At 58.8% G+C, this 21,402-nt stretch carries 28 protein-coding genes and 6 pseudogenes; 16 read left to right on the top strand and 18 right to left on the bottom strand.

Annotation, left to right across the window (positions count from 1 at the left end; genetic code table 11):
* Nucleotides 1-127: 127 nt before the first annotated feature.
* Nucleotides 128-1,678, bottom strand: a pseudogene (locus tag CO657_RS30855) (ISL3 family transposase); the annotation flags it as partial.
* Here CO657_RS30855 and CO657_RS30845 point away from each other — a divergent pair.
* The 10 genes from CO657_RS30845 to CO657_RS30815 all read left to right on the top strand — a co-directional run bounded on the left by CO657_RS30845 (nt 1,634) and on the right by CO657_RS30815 (nt 7,899).
* Nucleotides 1,634-2,149 carry a hypothetical protein gene (locus CO657_RS30845; RefSeq protein WP_054186300.1) on the top strand — a complete coding sequence of 172 codons (516 nt, stop codon included), beginning with the start codon at nt 1,634-1,636 and terminating at the stop codon, nt 2,147-2,149. The pseudogene CO657_RS30855 and the gene CO657_RS30845 overlap by 45 nt on opposite strands.
* Nucleotides 2,150-2,325: 176 nt before the next feature.
* Nucleotides 2,326-3,507 carry a Fic family protein gene (locus CO657_RS30840; RefSeq protein ID WP_054186297.1) on the top strand — a complete coding sequence of 394 codons (1,182 nt, stop codon included), beginning with the start codon at nt 2,326-2,328 and terminating at the stop codon, nt 3,505-3,507.
* A 322-nt stretch (nt 3,508-3,829) separates the two neighbouring features.
* Entirely contained in the window at nt 3,830-4,090 is a 261-nt protein-coding gene (locus CO657_RS30835; protein ID WP_041684018.1) for a DUF982 domain-containing protein, read from the top strand.
* 86 nt (nt 4,091-4,176) lie between these two features.
* A complete protein-coding gene (locus CO657_RS30830; protein WP_245293114.1) occupies nt 4,177-4,569 on the top strand; it encodes a DUF2243 domain-containing protein in 393 nt (130 codons plus the stop codon).
* Nucleotides 4,570-4,773: 204 nt separating this feature from the next.
* A complete protein-coding gene (locus CO657_RS38000) occupies nt 4,774-4,899 on the top strand; it encodes a hypothetical protein (RefSeq protein WP_280950522.1) in 126 nt (41 codons plus the stop codon).
* Between the two features lie 46 nt (nt 4,900-4,945).
* Nucleotides 4,946-5,257 (top strand): FAD-dependent oxidoreductase, encoded by a 312-nt coding sequence (locus CO657_RS37750; protein ID WP_342637205.1) that lies wholly within the window; start codon nt 4,946-4,948, stop codon nt 5,255-5,257.
* 27 nt (nt 5,258-5,284) lie between these two features.
* Entirely contained in the window at nt 5,285-5,761 is a 477-nt protein-coding gene (locus tag CO657_RS37745) for an NAD(P)/FAD-dependent oxidoreductase (protein WP_245487185.1), read from the top strand.
* A gap of 46 nt (nt 5,762-5,807) precedes the next feature.
* Nucleotides 5,808-6,161, top strand: a complete 354-nt coding sequence (locus CO657_RS37740) for a hypothetical protein (protein WP_245293113.1) — start codon at nt 5,808-5,810, stop codon at nt 6,159-6,161.
* Nucleotides 6,162-6,262: 101 nt separating this feature from the next.
* Nucleotides 6,263-7,024, top strand: coding sequence for a histidine phosphatase family protein (locus CO657_RS30820; protein WP_054186295.1), 762 nt, complete (start codon nt 6,263-6,265; stop codon nt 7,022-7,024).
* A gap of 5 nt (nt 7,025-7,029) precedes the next feature.
* The gene (locus tag CO657_RS30815; RefSeq protein ID WP_342585742.1) at nt 7,030-7,899 is read left to right on the top strand and encodes an NAD(P)H-hydrate dehydratase; all 870 of its coding nucleotides are present in this window, start codon (nt 7,030-7,032) and stop codon (nt 7,897-7,899) included.
* Between the two features lie 315 nt (nt 7,900-8,214).
* Here CO657_RS30815 and CO657_RS30810 read toward each other — a convergent pair.
* Nucleotides 8,215-8,637: pseudogene (locus CO657_RS30810) on the bottom strand (LLM class flavin-dependent oxidoreductase); the annotation flags it as partial.
* A 143-nt stretch (nt 8,638-8,780) separates the two neighbouring features.
* Nucleotides 8,781-9,326 (bottom strand): GXWXG domain-containing protein, encoded by a 546-nt coding sequence (locus tag CO657_RS30805; protein ID WP_054186293.1) that lies wholly within the window; start codon nt 9,324-9,326, stop codon nt 8,781-8,783.
* Between the two features lie 116 nt (nt 9,327-9,442).
* On the opposite strand from CO657_RS30805, the gene CO657_RS30800 reads away from it, so the two are divergent.
* Nucleotides 9,443-10,203 (top strand): IS5 family transposase gene (locus CO657_RS30800; RefSeq protein WP_128715635.1). Its coding sequence is split into 2 segments (ribosomal slippage): nt 9,443-9,782 and nt 9,782-10,203, totalling 762 coding nucleotides; the frame shifts between segments, so codons are not numbered across the junction.
* 42 nt (nt 10,204-10,245) lie between these two features.
* Here the strand turns inward: CO657_RS30800 and CO657_RS30795 are convergent.
* From CO657_RS30795 to groES, 9 genes and pseudogenes are all read right to left on the bottom strand, one after another.
* Nucleotides 10,246-10,923, bottom strand: coding sequence for a patatin-like phospholipase family protein (locus tag CO657_RS30795; protein WP_342637204.1), 678 nt, complete (start codon nt 10,921-10,923; stop codon nt 10,246-10,248).
* A pseudogene (locus tag CO657_RS38145) lies at nt 10,917-11,261 on the bottom strand (patatin-like phospholipase family protein); the annotation flags it as partial. The gene CO657_RS30795 and the pseudogene CO657_RS38145, both read right to left, overlap by 7 nt.
* Nucleotides 11,258-12,121 carry an SDR family oxidoreductase gene (locus tag CO657_RS30785; protein ID WP_082366316.1) on the bottom strand — a complete coding sequence of 288 codons (864 nt, stop codon included), beginning with the start codon at nt 12,119-12,121 and terminating at the stop codon, nt 11,258-11,260. The gene CO657_RS30785 and the pseudogene CO657_RS38145, both read right to left, overlap by 4 nt.
* 664 nt (nt 12,122-12,785) lie before the next feature.
* On the bottom strand, nt 12,786-13,307 hold the full coding sequence (locus CO657_RS30780; RefSeq protein ID WP_054184619.1) for a GreA/GreB family elongation factor: 522 nt from the start codon (nt 13,305-13,307) through the stop codon (nt 12,786-12,788).
* Nucleotides 13,308-13,441: 134 nt separating this feature from the next.
* Nucleotides 13,442-13,630: a GreA/GreB family elongation factor gene (locus CO657_RS38140; RefSeq protein ID WP_342585722.1), complete on the bottom strand. Its 189-nt coding sequence runs from the start codon at nt 13,628-13,630 to the stop codon at nt 13,442-13,444.
* Nucleotides 13,627-13,860, bottom strand: coding sequence for a GreA/GreB family elongation factor (locus CO657_RS38135; protein WP_342585723.1), 234 nt, complete (start codon nt 13,858-13,860; stop codon nt 13,627-13,629). Before CO657_RS38135 ends, CO657_RS38140 begins: the two co-directional genes overlap by 4 nt.
* A 488-nt stretch (nt 13,861-14,348) precedes the next feature.
* Nucleotides 14,349-14,498 (bottom strand): annotated as a pseudogene (locus tag CO657_RS38335) (DUF433 domain-containing protein); the annotation flags it as partial.
* Nucleotides 14,499-14,819: 321 nt separating this feature from the next.
* On the bottom strand, nt 14,820-16,448 hold the full coding sequence (gene groL, locus CO657_RS30770) for a chaperonin GroEL (protein ID WP_054184621.1): 1,629 nt from the start codon (nt 16,446-16,448) through the stop codon (nt 14,820-14,822).
* Nucleotides 16,449-16,502: 54 nt separating this feature from the next.
* Nucleotides 16,503-16,817: a co-chaperone GroES gene (groES, locus tag CO657_RS30765; RefSeq protein WP_054184622.1), complete on the bottom strand. Its 315-nt coding sequence runs from the start codon at nt 16,815-16,817 to the stop codon at nt 16,503-16,505.
* Between the two features lie 276 nt (nt 16,818-17,093).
* Between groES and CO657_RS30760 the strand changes: the two genes are divergently transcribed.
* From CO657_RS30760 to CO657_RS30750, 3 genes are all read left to right on the top strand, one after another.
* On the top strand, nt 17,094-17,366 hold the full coding sequence (locus CO657_RS30760) for an usg protein (protein WP_054184623.1): 273 nt from the start codon (nt 17,094-17,096) through the stop codon (nt 17,364-17,366).
* Nucleotides 17,367-17,460: 94 nt separating this feature from the next.
* Nucleotides 17,461-17,751 (top strand): hypothetical protein, encoded by a 291-nt coding sequence (locus CO657_RS30755; RefSeq protein ID WP_054184624.1) that lies wholly within the window; start codon nt 17,461-17,463, stop codon nt 17,749-17,751.
* Between the two features lie 535 nt (nt 17,752-18,286).
* Nucleotides 18,287-18,547 (top strand): DUF982 domain-containing protein, encoded by a 261-nt coding sequence (locus CO657_RS30750; RefSeq protein ID WP_082366318.1) that lies wholly within the window; start codon nt 18,287-18,289, stop codon nt 18,545-18,547.
* Here CO657_RS30750 and CO657_RS38330 read toward each other — a convergent pair.
* Entirely contained in the window at nt 18,478-18,732 is a 255-nt protein-coding gene (locus CO657_RS38330; protein ID WP_054184625.1) for a hypothetical protein, read from the bottom strand. The two genes, CO657_RS30750 and CO657_RS38330, sit on opposite strands and share 70 nt — an antisense overlap.
* Between CO657_RS38330 and CO657_RS30745 the strand changes: the two are divergent.
* A pseudogene (locus tag CO657_RS30745) lies at nt 18,649-18,843 on the top strand (DUF2243 domain-containing protein); the annotation flags it as partial. The gene CO657_RS38330 and the pseudogene CO657_RS30745 overlap by 84 nt on opposite strands.
* Before the next feature lie 45 nt (nt 18,844-18,888).
* Here CO657_RS30745 and CO657_RS30740 read toward each other — a convergent pair.
* The 4 genes and pseudogenes from CO657_RS30740 to CO657_RS37735 form a co-directional block, all read right to left on the bottom strand.
* On the bottom strand, nt 18,889-19,152 hold the full coding sequence (locus CO657_RS30740) for a hypothetical protein (protein WP_054184626.1): 264 nt from the start codon (nt 19,150-19,152) through the stop codon (nt 18,889-18,891).
* A 567-nt stretch (nt 19,153-19,719) separates the two neighbouring features.
* Complete coding sequence (locus CO657_RS30735) at nt 19,720-20,103, bottom strand: type II toxin-antitoxin system VapC family toxin (protein ID WP_054184627.1); 384 nt, start codon at nt 20,101-20,103, stop codon at nt 19,720-19,722.
* Nucleotides 20,100-20,300 carry a type II toxin-antitoxin system VapB family antitoxin gene (locus CO657_RS30730; RefSeq protein ID WP_054184628.1) on the bottom strand — a complete coding sequence of 67 codons (201 nt, stop codon included), beginning with the start codon at nt 20,298-20,300 and terminating at the stop codon, nt 20,100-20,102. Before CO657_RS30730 ends, CO657_RS30735 begins: the two co-directional genes overlap by 4 nt.
* A 209-nt stretch (nt 20,301-20,509) precedes the next feature.
* Nucleotides 20,510-20,668 (bottom strand): annotated as a pseudogene (locus tag CO657_RS37735) (NADP-dependent oxidoreductase); the annotation flags it as partial.
* Nucleotides 20,669-20,764: 96 nt separating this feature from the next.
* Between CO657_RS37735 and CO657_RS30720 the strand changes: the two are divergent.
* Nucleotides 20,765-20,980: a DUF6894 family protein gene (locus CO657_RS30720; RefSeq protein ID WP_054184630.1), complete on the top strand. Its 216-nt coding sequence runs from the start codon at nt 20,765-20,767 to the stop codon at nt 20,978-20,980.
* A gap of 62 nt (nt 20,981-21,042) precedes the next feature.
* Here the strand turns inward: CO657_RS30720 and CO657_RS30715 are convergent, their stop codons facing one another.
* Nucleotides 21,043-21,333: a hypothetical protein gene (locus tag CO657_RS30715; protein ID WP_054184724.1), complete on the bottom strand. Its 291-nt coding sequence runs from the start codon at nt 21,331-21,333 to the stop codon at nt 21,043-21,045.
* Nucleotides 21,334-21,402: the final 69 nt, after the last annotated feature.

The following is a 21,402-nucleotide window of genomic DNA, read 5'->3' as shown; positions in this document are numbered from 1 at the left end:
GCTCGTGACCTCGGTGCGCTTCGGCGTCAGTAAGGCACAGCGCTGTGTTTCGGCGTGCAAATTTGACCCCCTTGGCGGGGTAATCGGCGTCCAATTTTGGCTCTGACGCAGATTTGGTGCGATTCTCTCATGTCGCACCGATCAGCCGGGCTTGAAGAAGATCAAGCTTTCCGCGTCCGTACATTTGGCGTTTCACCAGCTTGAGCTTGGTGATCTGCCCTTCGGTTTGTCCATTGGACCAGGGTGAGACGATAGCTGCCCGGACAGCCTGAATGTCTTTCACCACGCCATTGCCAAAGGAGGAAACCAGACTGTCGCGGGCGCGGTCGATCCAAGACGTGAGTTGGTTTTCCGCTTTGCGCCGGATCATCAGATGGAAGTCGGTAATGATATCGCGAGCCGCAATGAGCAACGGGACGCCGCTTTCGATGGCCGCGATGGTGACGGTCTCGGATTTCGTCAGGTTGTCTCTGTTGGTTGTGAGAAGGCGGGCAATCGTGCGGGCGGATGGAACGCGGGTCAACGATTCCGCATCGGCCTTGTCGGCCCGCTTCCGCCTTGTGGCCCATTCACTCACGACCCGGCGCGAACCCCGAAAGCCCTGTGTTTTCAAACGCCGCCATAGCTCAGTGCCGTTCCGCTTACCGACAGCCCATTGTGCGTCGAGCCATTCCAGATACATTTCCAACGAACTTTCTCGGGACCGAAAAACATCGTTTCGTTGCCCTCTGAGCACCTGGCGGACCAAGCCGCGGCTATGCCCGGTGCGACGCACGATTTCCTTGATCGTCATGCCGTCCTTTGCTAGCGCCATGATGGCCGCGTTGGCTTGTTCGCGTCGGAGAGGCGTTCGGCCGCGGTCAGCAGCTTCGGATTGATACGCGTTGCGCCGAGCGTCTTGCGGATTTGCCGCATCGACTTGCGGACGGCGTCCAGGAACGCACGGCTGGCATTCTCCATCAGATGCCATCGATCAGCTACCTGCACCGCATCAGGCAACGCCTTTGCAGCCGCCAGCCCGTAAGCGCCACCGCGGTCGCGAGCAATGATCTGGATTTGGGCATTCTGCCGCAGCCAGGCCTCTGCCGTCGCCGGCTCCCGGTCCGGCAGTAGACTGACCGGCCGCCGACGTTCCAGGTCGCACACGATCGTGCCGTAGCGATGGTTGCGCCGCCATGCCCAGTCGTCGATGCCGATCACCGAGGGCGCGGTCGACGGCGGAAGTCCTTGCCTGCGGATAACGCGGAGCAAGGTATCGTTGCTTACGGGAAGCATCAGCCGTTGGGCAAAACGCGCCGCCGGTCTTCCGCCAAGCGCAAGCCCTAAATGGTGGACGAGATGCTCGAGGCGTCCGGTTCGTCTGGCATAGGGAAGCAAGACAACGTAATCTTCTCGGTCGAGCCGTTTTCTCTCTTATGTCCGCGTCCCCGCGAGATCAGCCGGGCGAGAAATTTCCAGGGAGACGCCATCTATCTGACCTAGTGTTTTATCCCGCAAGCAGGCAATGACCCCTCTGGTGATCGCCAAACCGCTCAGCGAATATCTGTCTGCCGCAGAGCACGGCATCGCAAGCGAACCTTCGTGTCTGCACGAGCAGCCTGACGCGTTTCCCCGAGAGGGGAAGGTCCGCGACTTGGCGGCAATAGCGACTTCGAACAGTTCGCGACATTCGTCCGCATCGCCGGACGCGTTGGCTATTGCCGCTCCGACTGAAACGCTTGACGAGGAGAGCTTGATTCGTGCCGCTCGACCGGCAAGTGAGGAGCTACCTCGTCACGATCATGCCGCTGCAATCTCCGCAGTGCCTGTGCATTCCGAAGAGGCCGAAAACGATGTCCGCGACACCGTGGACGGCGAAGTCGCCAAAATGGTGGAGGTCGCTAATCCGGCTATATCCGGTGGTATTGGTATCGACGTCACCGCTGCACATGATACCCCTGGGATCAAGCGAACTGTCGAGGTCGCACCGCGCAAGCAAAGGAGCCGCGGCAAGGAAGCGATGGCGATAGCGAACGAACGACAGTTTATCCATACTGCAAACGAGATAGGCCTCGATGACGAGATCAAGGTGCTGAGGGATCAGTTCGCCAGGAAGCTGAAGCTGCAAAACGCGCAGTTGAGAAAAATGCTGGACCGGTTTGAACGCTGAATGTGGCGCGCTGCCTGTCCATTTAACCCCGGATCGATTGCAAGCCTTCGCCAGTTCAGATCCCGTCAAGGCGGTCGAACGTGGTGAGGCTTATTTAAGAGCGCCTACCTTAGCTTTCTCCTTATTTAAATAAAGCCGCGCTTGCTTAAATAGCGGCTGAAACCCATACTCGCGTCATGTCTGATTCCGAACCCAATCAGCGGCGGGGCCGCTTTGTCGAAACATCAGTTGCCGGCGAAACAGTGCGGGCATTCATACCACCTGCGTTGCCGCCGCTACCTGCCATTGACGTGCTTTCACTCTTGGAACGCCTTAGCTTGGCAGAGCGAGCTCTCGGACGGCTAGATGGCATCACGATGCTGCTTCCTCGTCAGGAACTCTTCCTTTATATGTATGTCAGGAAAGAGGCTGTTCTATCTTCGCAAATCGAAGGGACGCAGTCGACCCTATCCGATCTCCTGCGTTTTGAGACCGAAGCCCAGGCAGGACAGCCCATCGACGATATCCGCGAAGTTTCTAATTACGTCGATGCCATGATGTATGGTTTGGAGCGACTAGAAGCGCTGCCGATGTCGCTGCGTTTGATCCGCGAAATGCATGCGCGATTGCTGCACAGTGGGCGTGGTGGCACCAAAAATCCGGGAGAATTCCGGCGTTCGCAAAATTGGATTGGCGGGACGCGGCCTGGCAACGCCCTCTTCGTCCCACCGCCTGTCACGGAAATGGACGCCTGCCTGGATGCCCTTGAGCGGTTCATGCATGAAGATCGGTCGAGACTACCGGCACTAATTAAGGCTGGCCTTCTCCACGTCCAATTCGAGACGATCCATCCATTCTTAGATGGCAACGGGCGAATCGGTCGCCTCCTTGTCACGTTGTATCTTTGCACGAACGGGGTTCTGCGTAAGCCGCTTCTCTACCTGAGTCTCTATCTGAAGGCCCATCGGACGGAATATTATCGACTGCTTCAGGAGGTTCGCGAACAAGGCAATTGGGAAGCCTGGCTCGACTTCTTTCTCACTGGCGTTGCCGATACCGCCAACCAGGCGTTTCACGCGGCGACCCAGATCGTCGACGTATTTAAGGAAGACCGCGAGCGCATCACATCCGAAAGCGACCGAGCGGGCTCGGCGCTTCGGATCCACGACCTTTTTCAGCAAAATCCGTTTATGACGGCCAATCAGCTCGTTCAACAGACAGGCCTTTCCGCGCCCACCATCAATGCGGCACTTACAGACCTGGAGCGTTTCGGTGTAGTTGAGGAGGTCACTGGCCGCAAGCGAGGTCGCGTTTTTAGCTACCGGCGGTATCTCGCGATCCTTAGCGAAGGCACTGATCCTTTGCCCCCAACCGCGTGAACATACCAATAATCTATGGGTCGACGGTTCGAACCCCTTCAAGGCGGCCGTCTTGGAACTGCTGAGCCGTCGGTTGGACTCCCATCCAGGCGTGAGAGCTCACCGCTGCGATAGATCTGCCATCGTCGCGTCCATTAAATTCCGGAGCAAGGTGCTTCGGACCTACAACGTAGAGCACTGCGGTCCAGCCTCCCAACCAACAAGCTTCGTTAGGTGGCGTCGCGCAATTGTGCGGCGCGTTCGGTTGCGCACTCAAATCGGAGGCAAGGGAACTCGCGTCCCCTGCGCTGGTTTGTCGGGACGAAACGAATGGAGGTCCTTAATGGACAAGGTCATCGACGTCGATTTCCACGTCACCTGGCAATCGCCCGTCTTCGTCCGGATCGGCGACGGCATGCGGGAACGTATTGACGGGCCGGACGCGGCATTGGCGGCGCTTCTCCATCGCTGGCCCTCGACCAGTCAAGCGGGATACGCCGTCGCCAAGCGCCGCTGCGTCGACGCGATCGCGAAGCGCGGCAGCCCGGAGCTTGCCCGCGAGGCTTTCGTGGAAGCGGCAGTCTCGGCTAGGGTGCTGGGATGATAGGATTGGAGCGGCGGCCCGCACGAAGCTTACCACTGTCCGCCGGCCTGCTCTTGGGCCTCGGACTCGGAGGCTTCTTCGACGGCATTGTTCTTCACCAGCTTTTGCAGTGGCATCATATGCTCAGTTCCTGGTACCCGATCACATCGATCGAGAACCTTGAACTGAACACCTTCTGGGACGGCGTCTTCCATTCTGGTGCCTACGTCTTCGTGCTCGCCGGTCTCTTCATCCTTTGGCGGTCCGGTCGCCTCGGCCATTTCCGCTGGTCGACGGCCGACCTCGTCGCGACAATGCTCATCGGCTTCGGAGCATTCAACCTGATCGAAGGCATTGTCGATCATCAGGTTCTCGGCCTCCACCACGTCAACGAAACCGTTCCTCGCGGAGAGTTGCTCTTCTGGGACCTCGGCTTCCTTGCCTGGGGGGGGGCGATGGTCGCCATCGGCGTAATGATCATGAGGCGACGACATGTCTGAGGTGCTTCGTGAACTCCGCACGGCAATGATCTGGGCCGCGTTCGGTCTTGGTCTTGTCTTCGCGACCCGACCGGTGTGGTCGTTTCTTCTCTTCGGCCCAAACCTCACGCTTGAGCACCTACTCTCATTGCGGTGCTTTGGCCTGCCGACATGAAGCGCCCGTCGAGCGCGCGACCTGTCCCTAGCGATCTAGGGAGCCCATCCATGACTGCGTATCCTGACCGAAATGGCCTTGATGCCGTACACCGTGCCTCCCGCCATGTCGTCATCGTCGGCGGCGGTTTCGGCGGCCTGGCCTGTGCCATGGAACTGAGCAACGCCCCAGGATAATGATGTCACGGTCGTTGACCGCCGCAATCACACCCTCTTCCAGCCGCTGCTGTATCAAGTGGCGACCGCCGCCCTGTCGCCGGCGGACATTGCCGAACCGATTCGCAAAACGCTTGCCAGTTTCAAGAACATCAACTTGATCATGGCAGAGGTCGTCGGAATTGACCCGCGGTTGCACAAGGTGTCACTTTCTGATGGCGACCCGCTTTCCTACGACAAGCTCGTCATCGCCACCGGCTCCGATTACAACTATTTCGGCCATGATGAATGGCGGCAGTTCGCGCCCGGGCTAAAAAGCATTCATGAGGCGCGGCATATCCGTCATCGGCTGCTTCTGGCCTTCGAAAAAGTAGCGTGAGCGAAGAGCGAGCCAGAGAAACAGGCATTGCTCACCAGCATTGTCATCGGCGGTGGACCAACGGGCGTCGAAATGGCCGGCGCCATCTCCGAACTCGGTCGCTTCATGATCAGCCGCGACTTTCGGGACCTCCAGCCCGACAATCTGAAAGTGGTACTCGTGGAGGCGGGACCACGGATACTCGCCGCCTTTCCCGAACATCTTTCTGCATACGCCAAGTCCTATCTCGAGAATATCGGCGTCGAGGTCCGCACGGGCAGGCGGGTGATGGATATTCGCGAGGATGGGGCCGAGATCGAAGGTGAGTTCGTTCCCGCCGGATCGATCATATGGGGCGCGGGCGTCAAGGCGTCCCCCGCCCATTCATGGCTCGGGATACTCGGACTGGCGGGTGGACGGATCCCTGTCGATGATCATCTCGTGTCCTGGGGTTCGATGACATCTACGCCATTGGAGACACATCTGCGCTCACCGGGGCGGACGGGAAGCTCCTGCCAGGTCTAGCGCAGGTCGCCAAGCAGCAAGGCACATATCTCGGAAAAGCCTGCGAATGGGCAAAGCCGTTTCAGGTTTCAAATTCAAGAATCGCGGTAGTACCGCGGTGATCCGTCGGAATGCCGCCGTCTTCGACTTTGGAAAATGGACGTTGAAAGGCAGGGCGGCCTGGCTGCTTTGGGCGCTTGTCCATGTCGACCTCCTGATCAACTTCGAGAAGCGCCTTCTTGTCGCCATCCAGTGGGTAGGGCGGTACCTCACGCGGCAACGCGGCGCGCGGATCATCGACGAGACGGCTGAGGGAGCCGATGACGGTCCCGGCGCTCCTAACCGCTCTACTGCGGAGCCGGAGAGTATTGAGGCTAACAGCTCATTCGTTCACCAGTGCATGACCGGGCGCAGGAACTAACTGGGCAAAATTTGGTTTTCCGCAGGCTGAGACGCGGCGCCTTTGCCCATGGAGGCCGCTTCACAGCACCTGATAAGCAGGAATAGAAGAGCGGGAGCGAGATGAAGCAAAACTGGCCAAAACAAATCTGGATCGTGCGCCACGGTGAAAGCGCCGGCAACGTCGCCCGGGACGCCGCCGACCTTGCAGGCCATGCCCGCATAGAGATCGGAGGACGAGATGTCGACGTCCCCTTGAGTGCGCTTGGCCAACAGCAGTCTGACGCCTTGGCGGCATGGTTCAGCGACCTGACTTTATCGGAACAGCCCAAAGTCATTTTGGCATCGCCGTACAAACGGGCCGTTCGAACCGCGGAAACAATCGCCCAGCATCTTTCGCCTTCGGAGGGCCTTTCCGTCAGCATCGACGAGCGGCTGCGAGAAAAAGAGTTCGGAGTTCTGGATCGGCTGACTCGGCGGGGCATCGAGGAGCTGCACCCGGATCAGGCAGAGTTCCGGCGAATACTGGGAAAGTTCTATCATCGGCCGCCGGCCGGTGAGAGCTGGTGCGACGTCATTTTGCGGCTGCGAAGCATGCTCGATACGATCAGCCTTCATTACGCCGATCAACGCGTCCTCATCGTTGCTCATCAGGTTGTCGTCTTGTGCATGCGTTACATCATCGAGAATCTCTCCGAGGAGCAGATCCTGGAGATCGATCGGGAAGGCGACGTGGTGAACTGTGGTGTGACCGAATACGTCGCCAACGCCGGCAAGGAGGTCGGAGGCGGCCTGGTCCTGACACGGTATAACTTTGTCGCGCCGCTTATCGAAGCGGGAGCGCCGGTGACTGCTCAAAAAGATGCCAACGTGGCTGCTCGATGATGAGCATGCAGATCATCGATGCACAATTTCTTGAATCTCTGCCGCTGCCGCAACCTGCGGAAGGCAGCAAGGAAGAACGGGGACGGGTGTGCATCATCGGCGGCAGCAGAGAAGTTCCGGGAGCCGTTCTCCTGGCCGCACTGGGCGCCATGCGGGCCGGTGCTGGAAAGCTTCAGATTGTCACCGTCGAAAGCCGCGCCGGCGCTTTGGCCGTGGCGATGCCCGAGGCATTGGTCATCGACGTGCCGGAGACGCCAGCTGGCGGACTGCTATGTAGCCCGGTTGCGTCCATGGCGTCACGGTGGGATAGCGCGCACGCTTTGCTCGTTGGACCGGGAATGGTGGAAGAGGCCGATGGCCACGAGATCCTTAAATCTTTACTCGATCGCACCGGCGAAGCAGTCATTGTCGTCGACGCCGGTGCCCTGCCGCGGATTACCGAGCTCGGCGAGAGCCTTCACAGGCGTACCGGCCGGGTCATCATCACCCCTCACGCGGGAGAGATGGCGAACCTGTTGGGCGTAGACAAAGCGGCCGTCGAGACCGATCCTACGTTGGCGGCTTCACGCCTGACGGAGGAGTTCGGCCTTATCGTCATCATGAAGGGCAGCCAGACGATCATAACCGCACCGGAAGGGATCTGGCGCTACGAAGGCGGCGGCGTCGGGTTAGCGACCTCCGGCTCTGGTGATGTTCTCGCCGGGCTCGTGGCTGGACTAGCGGCGCGTGGCGCGGAACCAGTGGCCGCCGCCATGTGGGGTGTTTTTCTTCACGGCGAAGCAGGCTCGCAACTGGCAATGAAGGTCGGACCCCTCGGATTTCTCGCCCGTGAAATTCCCGACCTGATACCGAACCTGATGAGCGAACAGCCTTAAGGCGAGCGCGCGCAGCCGCAGCAAACATGGTGGTCGGCCTGGAGCAAATCAGTCACACGATGGGGCAGGCCGGCGTGGCTGCAACCACCATCAGGAAAGATCTTTATGATCTTGCGCCGCGGATCCAATGAACGGAGTCGCGGGCGAGATCAGTTGCCAAGCGCCATCGTTTTGACGAGCAGCAAAGCGGGAAAGCTGGCGACGACAGTTGCCGCGACCGAGGCAGCAAGGATTTTCAAGATGTAAGCTCTGCGAGCCCTTCGCGTATCCCACTCGTAGACCATCAAACGCGCTCCCGATCGAACGTTATTGATCCTCGCCACGCATGAGCGCCCGAATGATGTTCGTGCCGGCCAGGAGCCGATCATTGCGCTCGGCCTTGTCGGGCCAGCCTTGTCCTACAACATGCTCGTTCAACGCTTCGCCACTGCCAGCCGCGATCCAGCGTAGGCGGCCGGGGAACATCTCGGCAAGCGTCGCGACCAGATGTGCGAGAACGGCAGGGTGATATCGCCATCCTCCCGGAATAGCCAGGCTTCCAAATGGAAGGGAAGTGGCCATCATCGCCGCTCCGAGCCACGCCCAATTGTTGCCGGCGTTCGCCTGCCGCTTGCTCCAGGGCGCGATATGGTCCGACGTCATGATTGCGTGGAAGCCGGCCGTTTCTGCGGCCTTCACATAATTTAGCAGCTCGCTCGGGGAGAACTGCTCGTGGGACGCATGATAACCCAACATCATCTAGCCGCGTGCTCATTTGCGCTGCCAAGGTGGAATGAACCGGCGGCCCTGGTAATCAGGGAGTAACCCGGAATGGACGGGCTGCAACCAGAGCAAGTTGGCGACCCCGCGAAGTGACAAATTTTGTTTAACGCAAACGAACATCACCATCCCGCATTGTCGACGCGGTGAAGGCGGAAGAAGTAACACCGGTCGTCGCCTTTAACCACCATCATGCCCGCCACTTCGTTGTCATCGATCCGACGGAAGTAATCGACGATCGGCTGGCGGTCATACACCATTGCCGCTGTCTCATTGAAATCGACAGAGCGTAGTTTGACAGTCGCCGTTGGCCCCTTAGCGCGGAAGGCTCTCTCGAGGTAGGAGAACCAGTTCCTTGCGATAAACGTCCTACCGAAGCTTGCGAAGCGAAGAACGAGTCTGATCGGAAAGACTGACGGTTCGATTGGAACTAGACGGCCCGGTTGCCACTGGAACAGGAGGGCGTCGGCCCGGAAATCGGCGTGGAATCGTTTACCGAACCAGTTTAAGTTCTCCAGGACGCCATCCAACGGATGACCTGATGAAATGCCCTCTCCTCGCCAAATACCAACCATCTCCGTAGGGAGCACGGGGGGAAGCGTGCGGAACCAGGCGGCGGCAGAAGCCTGATCAATCTTACCTGAATCACTTGCCACTAACTCGGTCACGTGGAGCCCTTCGCTGAAAGAGATTTCTAGGTTTATTAGGGCGCGGTGACGATTTAACGATTTAGGATTCCCGGGGCGGAGCAAATCAGATTCAAGGCTAATTTTGGAGATTGGCCATGGATTGCGATGCGCTTCGGGATGATCAGTGGGAACGGATCAAAAGATTTGTGCCAGGCGGCACGAAAGGCAAGCGCGGTCCGCGCACGAACAACCGGCTGTTCCTGGAGGCGCTGTTGTGGATGGCCCGCTCCGGTGGTCGCTGGCGTGACCTGCCGGAACGGCTCGGCGATTACCGCTCGGTGAAACGACGTTATTACCGTTGGATCGAAATTGGCGTCCTTGACGAGATGCTTTCGGTTTTGGCCCGCGAAGCCGACCTCGAATGGCTGATGATCGACAGTACCGTCGTGCGGGCGCATCAGCATGCGGCGGGCGCTCGTAAGGTCAAAGGGGGGCAGATGCCCAGGGCCTGGGTCGGTCTCGGGGCGGGCTGAGCACCAAAATCCACGCCGCCACCGAGGCGCTCGGCCTTCCAGTCCGTTTGATCGCCAGCCCGGGGCAGCGCAACGACATCGCCTTTGCCCATGCTCTCGTCGAGGGTTTCGACGCCAAGGCCACCATCGCTGACAAGGGATATGACGCAGATCATCTCATCGACAGGATCGATGAGGCCGGAATTGACGTCGTCATCCCACCCAAGCGTAACCGGAAAGTCCTGCGCCCCTACGACGCCGATCTCTACAAGGAGCGCAACAAGATCGAACGCTTCTTCAACAAGCTCAAGCAGTTTCGACGCGTCGCAACCAGATACGACAAGCTCCTCGCCAACTTCATGGGCTTCGTCAAACTCGCCGCTATCGCAATCTGGCTCAAATAGTTAAATCGTCACTGCGCCCTAATGCAATCCCCGTTCCCACACCTAACCTGAGACGCCAAACTCATACTCTTCGATATGATCGGCGTGGCTCCCTGGTAGGCCGGCTTCGTCAAGCCATCGCATTGCAATCTCGGCGTCGGACTTTCCCGCGTCTGTTCGTACCTTCATCGATGCGGTGGAAAATTCCAGCATCTTGCCGCCGACTTCCCGTTCGCCCTTGTAGGAGATATGAAGTGCGGAGATTGGCACCGGCCAGCCTGATGCCCGGTGTTTCAGTAACTCCATCGACCGTTGGCTTTGATTGGCCAATAACAGGTCCTGCATGCGGTGGACCGCGTCGTCGAGGGTATTCGGCACGGGTCCGTTCGCTTGAACCAGATCGAAGGCCAAACACTTGACGGGGCAGGCCGGCGGCTCCCGAAACAGCGGAAGGATCGGCAGATTGGCGGCCAGGCCACCGTCAACCATATGCCGATCACCCACCGGCTCGGACGGGAAAAGCACGGGAAATGCCGAAGACGCCATCAGATGGTCGATGGTGATTTCCATTTGAGAGGTGTCGTAAACCTGCTCTTCCCCCGTCGAGACATCCGTCGCACTGACGACAAGGCGAACGTCTCCGCCGTTGAGATAGTCGAAATCGACAAGCCGGGTAACCGTCTTCCAATGCCCGAGCGCTCGAATAGGGATGGTGACGGCAGACCGCTCAGGCGCCGCCACCACAAGCCGAGAGACGGCTGAAACAAACGCGGTCGACCGTGAAGCAGGGTGCCGAGCGACGAGGCAATCTTTGATCCGTCCCAGAGGTGGGCGAAATTAGCGATGGCAACATCGCTGGCGGTCAGTTGCCAAAACTCATCCAGACGCGCTAGCCGGTCCTCAGGCTTGTTTCCGGCGATCAACGCGCCGACGACCGCGCCGACCGATGTCCCTGCAACACGCTCGGGGCGGATGCCCGCTGCGTGCAGGGCGCGATACGCCCCGGCGTGGTAGGCGCCCAGGGCATTGCCTCCCGACAGGCAGAGCCAGACTTCCGATGAGGCGTTGATGGCCGTCAAATCATGATCTCGCCACCTGTGACGGGGATGACCGCGCCGGTCATATAGCTTCCAAGCTCAGATGCCAGGAGGACATATGCGCCGGCGAGCTCCGCCGGCTGTCCGGCTCGCTTCAGCAGCGTTTGCTCACCGAACTTGGCTGCTTTTTCCGCCGGCATGGTCGAGGGGATCAGGGGCGTCCAGATCGGGCCTGGCGCCACCGCGTTCACCCGGATACCTTTTTCGGCGAGCATTTCCGCGAGCCCAGCGGTAAAATTCGAAACCGCTCCCTTGGTGGACGCATAGGCAAGGAGTTGAGGCGACGGCTGGCGCGATTGTATCGAAGTGGTGTTGATGATCGCGCTGCCGGGCTTCATGTGCGGAGCCGCTGCCTTCGACAGGAAGAAGGGCGCGTAGATGTTCGTCCGGAACGTCTCGTCCCATTCATCGGCTGTAATGTCGGCGATGTCGGCATAGGTCCGCTGGAAGGCGGCGTTGTTCACCAGAATATCGAGACTACCGAGCTCATCGACGGCGCGTTGCACGAGCGTGTTGCAGTGTTCCTCGGATTTGATGTCGCCTGGCACCACCAGCGCTTTGCGCCCGGCCTCCTCGACCCATTTAGCCGTATCTTGGGCGTCTTCATCCTCGTTGAGGTAGGAGATGACAACGTCGGCGCCTTCGCGGGCAAAGGCGATCGCCACCGCTTTGCCGATCCCGGAGTCGGCGCCGGTGATCAAGGCCACCTTGCCTTCTAGCTTGCCGTTCCCCTTGTAGGATTTTTCGCCGTGATCGGGGATGGGGTCCATCAGCGCCGTCTCGCCCGGCGGCTCCTGCTGCTGTTCGCCGTAGGGAGGGGAGGGGCGACGAATGTCAGTCATGGCAAAGCTCCTGGTTTGATTGTAGCGGGCTGCAAACCTTGGGAAGGGCACAAGGTTCCGTAGCAAATCGCCGATGAGGCAGAGGAACTATTTCTCGCATTGGCGCTTCTCGAAGTTGCATCCCTTGCAACGTGCTTTTGGAAAGAAGCTGCATGGACGAGGCGAGCCGTCGGCTTGTACGTTAGAGATCTATGAAAACACGCGCTATTTGGCAGGAGCCCATCTCACAAGGAAGGGCCAGCCAGGCGATGGCTTATACCGATTTGCCGGACAATGCAGTCTGAAAAAGGAGCCCGAGAACCGACTTCGCTTTGTCTCTTGAGCGCATCCCCTAAGGGAGCGTGCTCTATCGCCCCGCACCTTGTCGCTGCTTCTCTTGACCAGGCACTGCTCCACCGAACCCTGAAGCGGTTTCGGCCCATGCGGGTTGCGATCACATTGCGCGACTAGCCCAGCCAGGCGTCGCCGAGATCGGGAGGGCGTCGGCGCGCGCGCTTCTGCGAGGAGCATCAGCATTGACCGGAGCGCCCGGAGCGTCGCTTCGCTCATATAGTCACGGTGAGCCAGCGAAGGACACAATGGAAAAAGCATGCTCGCAGCTTCTCGGCCTTTGACATCTGAGCGAAGCTTATCGGTCAGACCACTACCAGACCAACGGAGTACGTTAGGCGGCCGACGGTCCGGGGTCGTCCGGTTCCTCCGGCGGTCTTGCGCTGCACACAGGTTCGACCCCTTGCGTCAACCTCAGCACCGGCTTGTCGGCCAGTCTGATCCTCACTGGAAAGCCGTCCGATCTGCGCATCATGCGTTCCGGCTGGTAGTTCACCGCGTCCAGCAGGATGGTTTCTTCAAACCCGTCGGCATTTTCGATGACGATCATCTGACCTTCTCTCAGGCCAAGGAGTGCAAGACCGCGCAACGTGTCCACCGGAAGAAGCATTCCGACCGGCGTCGTCATGCGGCCGGTGGTGAGAACCCGCGTATCGCGCCGACCGCCGATGCTGAAAGTCACACGACTGTTCAGGCTGGCGACGTCCTCCGGCAGATCCTCCCTGAACATGACGATGGCGGAAGCCATCTTCCGCCTGAGGAGGGGGATGAGGGTGGTGTCCCGGACGAGCGGGTCGTCGAGCATCGCCTCGAGCAGGGTGAAGTCCTTAGTGGTCAGCAGGAATTGGTCGTTCATCGCAGTTCTCCATCGCCCGGTTAGGGGCGTTCAAAATCGACATGGATGGAGTTCCCCTGGCCGCGCACGGCACAGGGGTCAGGGTCCTGCGGTGATGCACCCTCCAGGAAGAAGGCGGGGACGGTTGATGGTAATCATAGCACCTGCCCAAGTTCCGCGGGCGCTGCCACCGTTTCGACAGTCAGCCGGTGCAGCCGGCCGTCACGAGCGGTCCAGTCGATTGACTGGCCGGCTTTCAGACCGATTAGCGCGGCGCCGATCGGCGTGAGTATGGAGATCTTCCCTTCGGCGATGTCCGCCTCTCCGGGAAACACGAGGGTCACCTGCTTTTCTTCGCCCAGGTCGCTCGTAAAGCGAACGTTGAGCCCATATGGACGACGTCGGGTGGGAGCAGGTTGTCGTCGACAAGGCGCGCCCGTTCCAGTTCTTGAAGGAGCTCGTCGGATACTTCAGGGTTTTTGGACGCATGCGCCTCGGCGAGCTTGATCAGCCTTCCGTGCTCCGAGCGGCCGATAATGATCGCAGGCCTCCTCGAGGTCTTGTCGCGTGTCATTTGATAACTCCTGTGCGCCGCGAACTAGGTTCTGCGACAGCGAACGATGGAATTGTTGAGAGAATGTCAGTGAGGCTTCCCAGCCTTATCGACCGGCTGCCAACGCCCTCGGCGGGCGCGACGCGGCCAGCCGGGGCTCAAGTTCCTGCGATGAGGAACACCCGCCTTACGACGATATCATGATGCAAGATCAACATGTGATGAATATGGTGATGAGCCACCGATGAATCAAGGACGGGGTGTTCTGCCGGCGGCAGGGGACGGCCCTCGGACGATGAAAATCAATCGGGGAGTGTTGAGTTGTTCGGCTGTGCAGCGCAGGAAGCATCTGCGGGACGATAATCACCATGGCGTAAGCGCTCGGCCACGATTGTTTTCATGTGGATTGGCTGGGCCTTGGCGGCGAAACCGATTGGAAGCTAATGCCGTGAATCATCGAAGAGGTTTCACGTTCGTAACGATGTGAAGGCATTCATCGAAAAGAAACTTCACGAGGGCGAGCCGGAGGGTTTGGGAGCGCTTTCGCTGCGAAGTCGCAGACGCTTCTCAGACTTCACCTTCAGGCGCTGCTCGGAGAGCTTCCGCGGCCGTCCCCTGGCGGGATGGGCCGCAGCCCATATCTCGGCAAGCTCCACCATGCTATTGTGGCGTCGTCGCTCGGGGACGAATTTCTCATCAGCCGTGGAGCAATCCGGCCGGTTCGAAGGGACCGCATGGCCATGCGATCCAATGCCATGAGATCTGCGGAAAAACGGGAGATGTTGGCGATTACTCCTGAAGATTTTCCCGTGATCCTGAGGGCAACAGAAGCCGTTCGCCTGCCTCGGTAAAATTAAGACTGCACGGGCTTCGGTGAAAGCGGTGAAACAGGCGAAGTTTCAGGTTTGCCGCCTAGGGTCGATCCGCTACGGATCGTCCTTGGGGCCCCGCCCGCATACACGGGCGGGGCCTTCTTGATGCTAGAAGTCCATACCAGCGCCAGCAGGCAGCGCCGGAGCAGCTTCCTTCTTCGGCTTCTCGGCAATCATGGCTTCGGTCGTGACCAGCAGGCCGGCCACAGAGGCTGCATCCTGAAGCGCGGTGCGCACCACCTTTGCCGGGTCGATGACGCCCTGGGCATAGAGGTCGCCGTACTCGCCCGTCTGGGCGTTCCAGCCAAACGACAGGTCGGTCTTTTCGCGCAGCTTGCCGACGATGATCGAACCTTCGGCTCCAGCATTTTCGGCGATCTGACGGACAGGAGCTTCGATCGCCCGGCGGACGATATCGATCCCGACACGCTGATCGTCGTTGGCTGTAGGGAGGCCATCAAGTGCTCGAACCGCGCGCAGCAGCGCTACGCCACCGCCGGGCAGGATACCTTCTTCGACGGCGGCACGGGTCGCATGAAGGGCGTCATCGACGCGGTCCTTTTTCTCCTTCACTTCGACTTCCGTCGATCCGCCAACACGGATAACGGCAACGCCGCCGGCGAGCTTCGCAAGGCGTTCCTGCAGCTTCTCGCGATCGTAGTCGGAGGTGGTCTCCTCGATCTGGGCGCGGATCTGCGCAACACGACCATCGATGTCGCCCTTGGAGCCAACGCCATCGATGATGGTGGTGTTTTCCTTCTCTATCGCCACCTTCTTGGCGCGGCCGAGCATCTCGAGCGTGACGTTCTCCAGCTTGATGCCGACATCCTCCGAGATGACTGTGCCGCCCGTCAGGATGGCGATGTCCTCCAACATGGCCTTGCGGCGATCGCCGAAGCCCGGAGCCTTGACGGCAGCAATCTTCAGGCCGCCACGAAGCTTGTTGACGACAAGCGTCGCAAGCGCTTCGCCTTCAACGTCCTCGGCGATGATCAGCAGAGGCTTACCTGACTTCACCACAGCCTCTAGCACTGGCAGCATTGCCTGGAGATTGGAGAGCTTCTTTTCGTGGATGAGGATATAGGGATCCTCAAGCTCGACCCGCATCTTGTCCTGATTGGTTACGAAATAGGGGGACAGGTAGCCTCGATCAAACTGCATGCCTTCGACGACTTCGAGTTCTGTCTCGGCGGTTTTGGCCTCTTCGACGGTGATCACGCCTTCGTTGCCAACCTTTTCCATGGCTTCGGCAAGATAGCGGCCGATTTCTTCGTCGCCGTTGGCGGAGATGGTACCGACCTGGGCGATTTCAGAATTGCTGGTGATCTTGCGGGCGTTGGTCTTCAGTTCTTTGACCACTGCGTCGACGGCAATGTCGATGCCGCGTTTCAGGTCCATCGGGTTCATGCCGGATGCTACCGCCTTGGCGCCTTCCTTGACGATAGCTTGGGCCAGAACAGTCGCGGTGGTGGTGCCGTCGCCGGCGAGATCGTTGGTCTTCGATGCCACTTCACGCAACATCTGCGCGCCCATGTTCTCGAACTTGTCTTCTAGTTCGATTTCCCTGGCGACGGAGACGCCGTCCTTGGTGATGCGCGGTGCGCCGAACGACTTGTCGATGACGACGTTGCGGCCCTTAGGGCCGAGTGTGACTTTCACGGCATTCGCCAGAACATCGACCCCTCTCAGCATGCGTTCACGGGCATCGGTGTTGAACTTGACTTCTTTCGCAGCCATTTCTTTAACTCCTCAATAGGCAGCTATTTGACTGATGGTTTCGACAGGGTAGGCTCAGGCGGCTTTCTTCTGCTCGACCTGGGCTTCGATGATACCCATGACGTCACTTTCCTTCATGATCAGCAGGTCTTCGCCGTTGATCTTGATCTCAGTGCCAGACCACTTGCCGAACAGGATGCGGTCACCAGCCTTAACGTCGAGCGCCTGGATCTGGCCCGCCTCGTTACGCGCGCCGGGCCCGACGGCGACGACTTCGCCTTCCTGCGGCTTTTCCTTGGCGGTATCGGGAATGATGATGCCGCCCTTGGTCTTCTCTTCGGATTCGACGCGGCGGACGAGAATGCGATCATGAAGCGGTCTAAACGACATGTTTTCCTCCATGGACAAACAGTGATGACGTTCCCCTGTCCGGATGGGAGTGCCCGCATCCGGACAGGAACGAAACCTCTTTGAGCGTTTCGCGAAAAAAATTTATTTTCGCATTTTTTCGATTTCAAGAGGGCGATTGAGAAAAATTAGCACTCGTCCTTTGCGGCTGCTAACACGCTGGAAAGGAACAATAATGTGAATTTTTCCGTTTCGGACAGGTTGATCATGGCGCATACCTGCGCGATCATCCCTATTGTCACGAAACGGAGATGAAGCATGAACTTTTCATCTGATCTCGAGCGCCAGCTCAATGGGTACGGACTGACCACCGCGCATATACTTTATCGCATCCCGGATTTCGAATCCGTCCTGCAGACCTATGTCTGGCAGGAATACGATCTCGCCCCTGACTTTCCCGAAATGCGCAGGTTCCTGGATTTCTGGCAGGCTTCCCTCGATGGGCCGCTGCATTCTGTTCGCTACAGCCACCATCGCCTGGTCGGCCCCAATGAGTGGCGGCGCGTCGATGGTGAATTAAAACTGCACTGAGGCTTGAAATTGATTTTCTCACTCCCCAGCTCATCGGCCGGCCGAGGCTTGATGAGCTCGGTGACTTTTCCACGTCTGTATGGAGCGAGACCGCATGGAAGAAAACATCAATATCATCAAAAGCGCCAGCATCCCTGAGCGGGAGGAGATCATCGTCGATTTTGCCCGTTGGCTTGAGACCGCCTCACAGGAGGCTGTGGTTTATGGCGAGGGACGCTTTGCGACGATGTCGGCCAATATGGCAGAAGCAATCCGCATCAATGCCGATGAACTTGCTCGTGACAGGCCCGAGGTTGCCGAGCGGGTCTTGCAGCAGGCCTTTGCGATGATATCGCAATTCAAGGCAGCTTATCCGCATCGGGTTATCAGCCAGTCTGTCCATTAAGCGCATTGGAGACAATGGGACAAGCCGATCTGTTCGCATGGACGATCGGAGAAGTCTCTGCCGCGGGCAATTGAGGAAGTCCATGTCCCGAAAAACGAGGTAAATTTTCTCGACGTCCGCCCTTGAATCGCAACTGCCTGACGTGACAAACAAGCGCCTTGTTCAGGCGTCCACGAACAACGCGACATCGCCGGGCCAATAGGATCCCTTCGTTATTTGGATGATCCACATTCCCTGTGAGACGCCGGCCACGGCTTTCCACTGCACGATGCGGCCATGTGCGTAGGCTTTCGGGGTCAGCTCTTGCGTTTCGTGGGAACACCATAACTAGAAGCCAAAAGCTGGCGGCAGGCTGTTGAGGGTATGGAGTGGCAGCGGTAATCGTTATTTCCGATGTATCAGCATTTACTAAACCCATCCGAGAATTCTCCAAGCCAATGGCTCGATCACGCGTCCGATAGCGCACCAAACTCCAGACTGAGGAACCTGGCAGCGGCGCCCTTGTTTCCCTGGGAATGTCAACAGGAGGTCTATTGTGGAAAACGTTATCGACGTCGCCTTCCACGTCACCTGGGACACACCGGTATTTGTGCGGATAGGCAACGGCTTCCGCGAACGGATCGATGGCCCCGACGCGGCGCTGTCTGAACTCCTCCACCGCTGGCCATCGAACGGTTGTCCAGAATATGCCGCGGCCAAGAGAGGATGCTTGGACGCGATCGCCCGTCACGGCAGCCCGGCGCTGGCCCGGAGCGCATTCATAGAGGCCGCGGTCGTAGCGAAGGTCCTGGCATAACTGGCATAGCAGGCGGCGATAGAAGAAAGTTCCCGATGTCCGCCGGTCTTCTTCTGGGAGTAGTACTCGGCGGTTTCTTCGATGGCATTGTCCTTCACCAATTGCTCCACGTGGTCAGCTCCTGGTATCCCATCACCTCCATCGAAAACCTCGAACTTAACACCTTTTGGGACGGTGTCTTCCATTCAGCGACTTACGTTTTGGTGCTTGCCGGACTCTTCATTCCCTGGGGGTCCAGCCGCCTTAACCACTTCCGTTGGAGTGGCAGATGCCAATCCGGCTCGGCGAGCCTCGGACGGCAAGTCGAACGTCCCCGCACTTGCAAGATCCAGTCAGCGTCGTCATCTCGTCGAACCCTTGGCGTCGTCGTCCACGACCTCGGTATCCGGTCGGTCGCCGCCATCCACGTGTTCCGTCTGCCAGCTCCCATCGGCAACTTGATAGGATATCTCGGCGTCGCGGCCTTCGAGGTGCTGCCGGTCCGCTGCAGATTTAGCGGCTCTGAGCGCCGTGTCATGAGTAGGAAAGGTCTCGGACCAAACGTCGCCGAGCCTGTATCCAAAACCGCCGTCATGCTCGCCGACATGATATGTGAGCTTCGTCATGCAAATTCCTCCGGTGGAGGACGTATCTAGTGCGGCGGAGGGACGGTCCAACCCCATCTTTCGGTGGCAGGTTGAAGCTCTTTTTCACAGTCCTACGTGTTGGAGGCTGGAAGGAGTGCTTGAATGAAGAAAGAGCTCGAAAAGCCCGACTTTAAGACGATGTCCGAAGCCGTGCAGGCTTGGCGGCGTGCCCGGTGCGCTAGGCGTCATCCAGAAACCGGTCCTCGATCTCGAGCACGTCGAAGTGATCCAATACGTCGCCGATCGAAGGGCGGGTAATACGGACATACACCGCCGAAATTTTTTATTGAATATCCGCCGCTCGGCTCTGCTGCACCGTAGCACCTAGCCGGGACGTCAGCCCGAAGTGCACGACCTTGCCTGCGTGAGCAGCTCGCGATATCGCGCCAGGCTTGCTCTGTTTGGCCGAAAGATCAACTCACCACGGCAGCGATCCCGGTCTTATCGGCATGAGCGATCACCGACCGCATCTTGGTTAGGAAGATCGCATGATGGATCGATCGGAACCCTGCGCTGAGGCGGCTCACAACCAGCTCGATACAGCATTTAGTTTCGCGGGTTGTCAGGGGTGTGCAGTGAAGCCCCCGCCTTTTCGGCCGCTGCCCGCAGACGCTTGTCTCTGGTCCACAGCGCCGCTCGTTGGTCGAGGAGAACTGAGGCCATCAAGTGGGCATCTGTGTAGCCAATGCCCATGCTGAAAATGGCGTGGCGATCAATCATCATCATAACTTCGTCGTGCGTCGCGACGAACGCTTCGCGCTGGGCCGCCAGGAATGCTATCACACTACTGCGATCCCCAAGGCTGCCAAGTGCGAGCTCTCCGATTACGGCTGGATGGCATAAGAGACGGTCGTCCTCAATAATCCTACGCAGCTCTGAATCGGCATGCCGGAAATGATCGATCCAGATGGAAGTGTCGGCAAGTATCACTTGGCAGCTACGCTCCGGCGGCGTGGAGCCGCTTTCGCATCCGGCATAGTGCCGCCGAGCGCGATTAGGCGTTTTCCCGACTCCACACGAACAAGCGTCTCCAACGCTTGGCGGACCAGAGTGGCGGTTTCTTTCGTGCCCGTCAGAGACCTAGCCCTTTCCATAAGGGTGTCGTCGAGATTGATAGTCGATCGCATCGTCCGGCTTCCTGATTATGGTGCTATGAATAGCACCATTTGGTGATAAAATCTACGCCTGACCTCCACTCCAATTCGTCGGCCGTCGGATGTGCAAATCCAGCTGCGCAATATTTTGCTGCAGGCGCGCGGGTTCCTGTGGCGGGGTCGGTGGTTCGTATAGGAGAGTGGGGCGCTCGGAATGGTTGGCCGCCCCAGATGCGGATTGATCAGGCCGGAACGCGGATGACGGTTTTTCCTGCGCGCCGCTCCGTTGAGGTGAGCGCGGCGACAGCGTCGGTCAAAGTTGTGATCTTGCCGAGATTTGTACGCAGTCTGCCATCGCGGAGCCGCTGCACGATCTCGAACAGTTGGTTTCCATCGGCCTCGCCAGGCGGCGACGATGGTATCCGCTGCATCTTGAAATTGAATAGTTTACCAAGACCTGTCCTTGGCCTGCCGTTGAAACCGCCTAGATCTGACGAATGAGCACTGCAGCCCGCTACATTTTTCACCTGATAACGCCGGTCGGCGCGGTGAACGATGTTGCGAAAGCAGATTTTGCCTCTTTGGACGATGCTCGCGCAGAAGCCATGACGCTTGCAAAGGAGTATATGAGGAGGGCGGCGGGCGACGGGCGGGATGTTTCGGGTTATGCAATAGAAATTTTTGTGAGGCCGGCCGAACCCTTTCTGTCGTGACGTTCCGTCAGGCTCGCTAGCAACTTGGGAGTGGCGTCGCAGTCGCAGTTGTGATCCGCGGCTCACCTGTTCCCATCTACATCCCCGTCTTTATCTAGCATATGCACCGGCAGATAGGTGTTCTTAGCCATCCATTCCCTGACGATGAACCTGATGGTGTCGTTGCGCGTCAGTCCGAACTCCCCGGCCAGGTCACGAAGGACTTCTTCCACATCATCATCCATCGAGACGGCCGAGGCGTTGCGTAGCCTCAGCGCAGCCCGCCGAAGCATGATCTGCAGATCCGGTCGGGAGATGTCAGCAATCCGATCGGCGGCGTCTTCGAGGAGGGTGGCGGTGTCGGTTGCGGTCATTTCTTGGATCCGGTTGGTGACGCGGACGAACGTCCGCCGGGAACCGTGGATATTGACACGTTGCATGTT

The organism is Rhizobium acidisoli (genome assembly GCF_002531755.2).
Lineage (GTDB): Bacteria > Pseudomonadota > Alphaproteobacteria > Rhizobiales > Rhizobiaceae > Rhizobium > Rhizobium acidisoli.
Note: the sequence above shows the minus strand (reverse complement) of the source record. Positions and strands in the feature narration are given on the sequence as shown.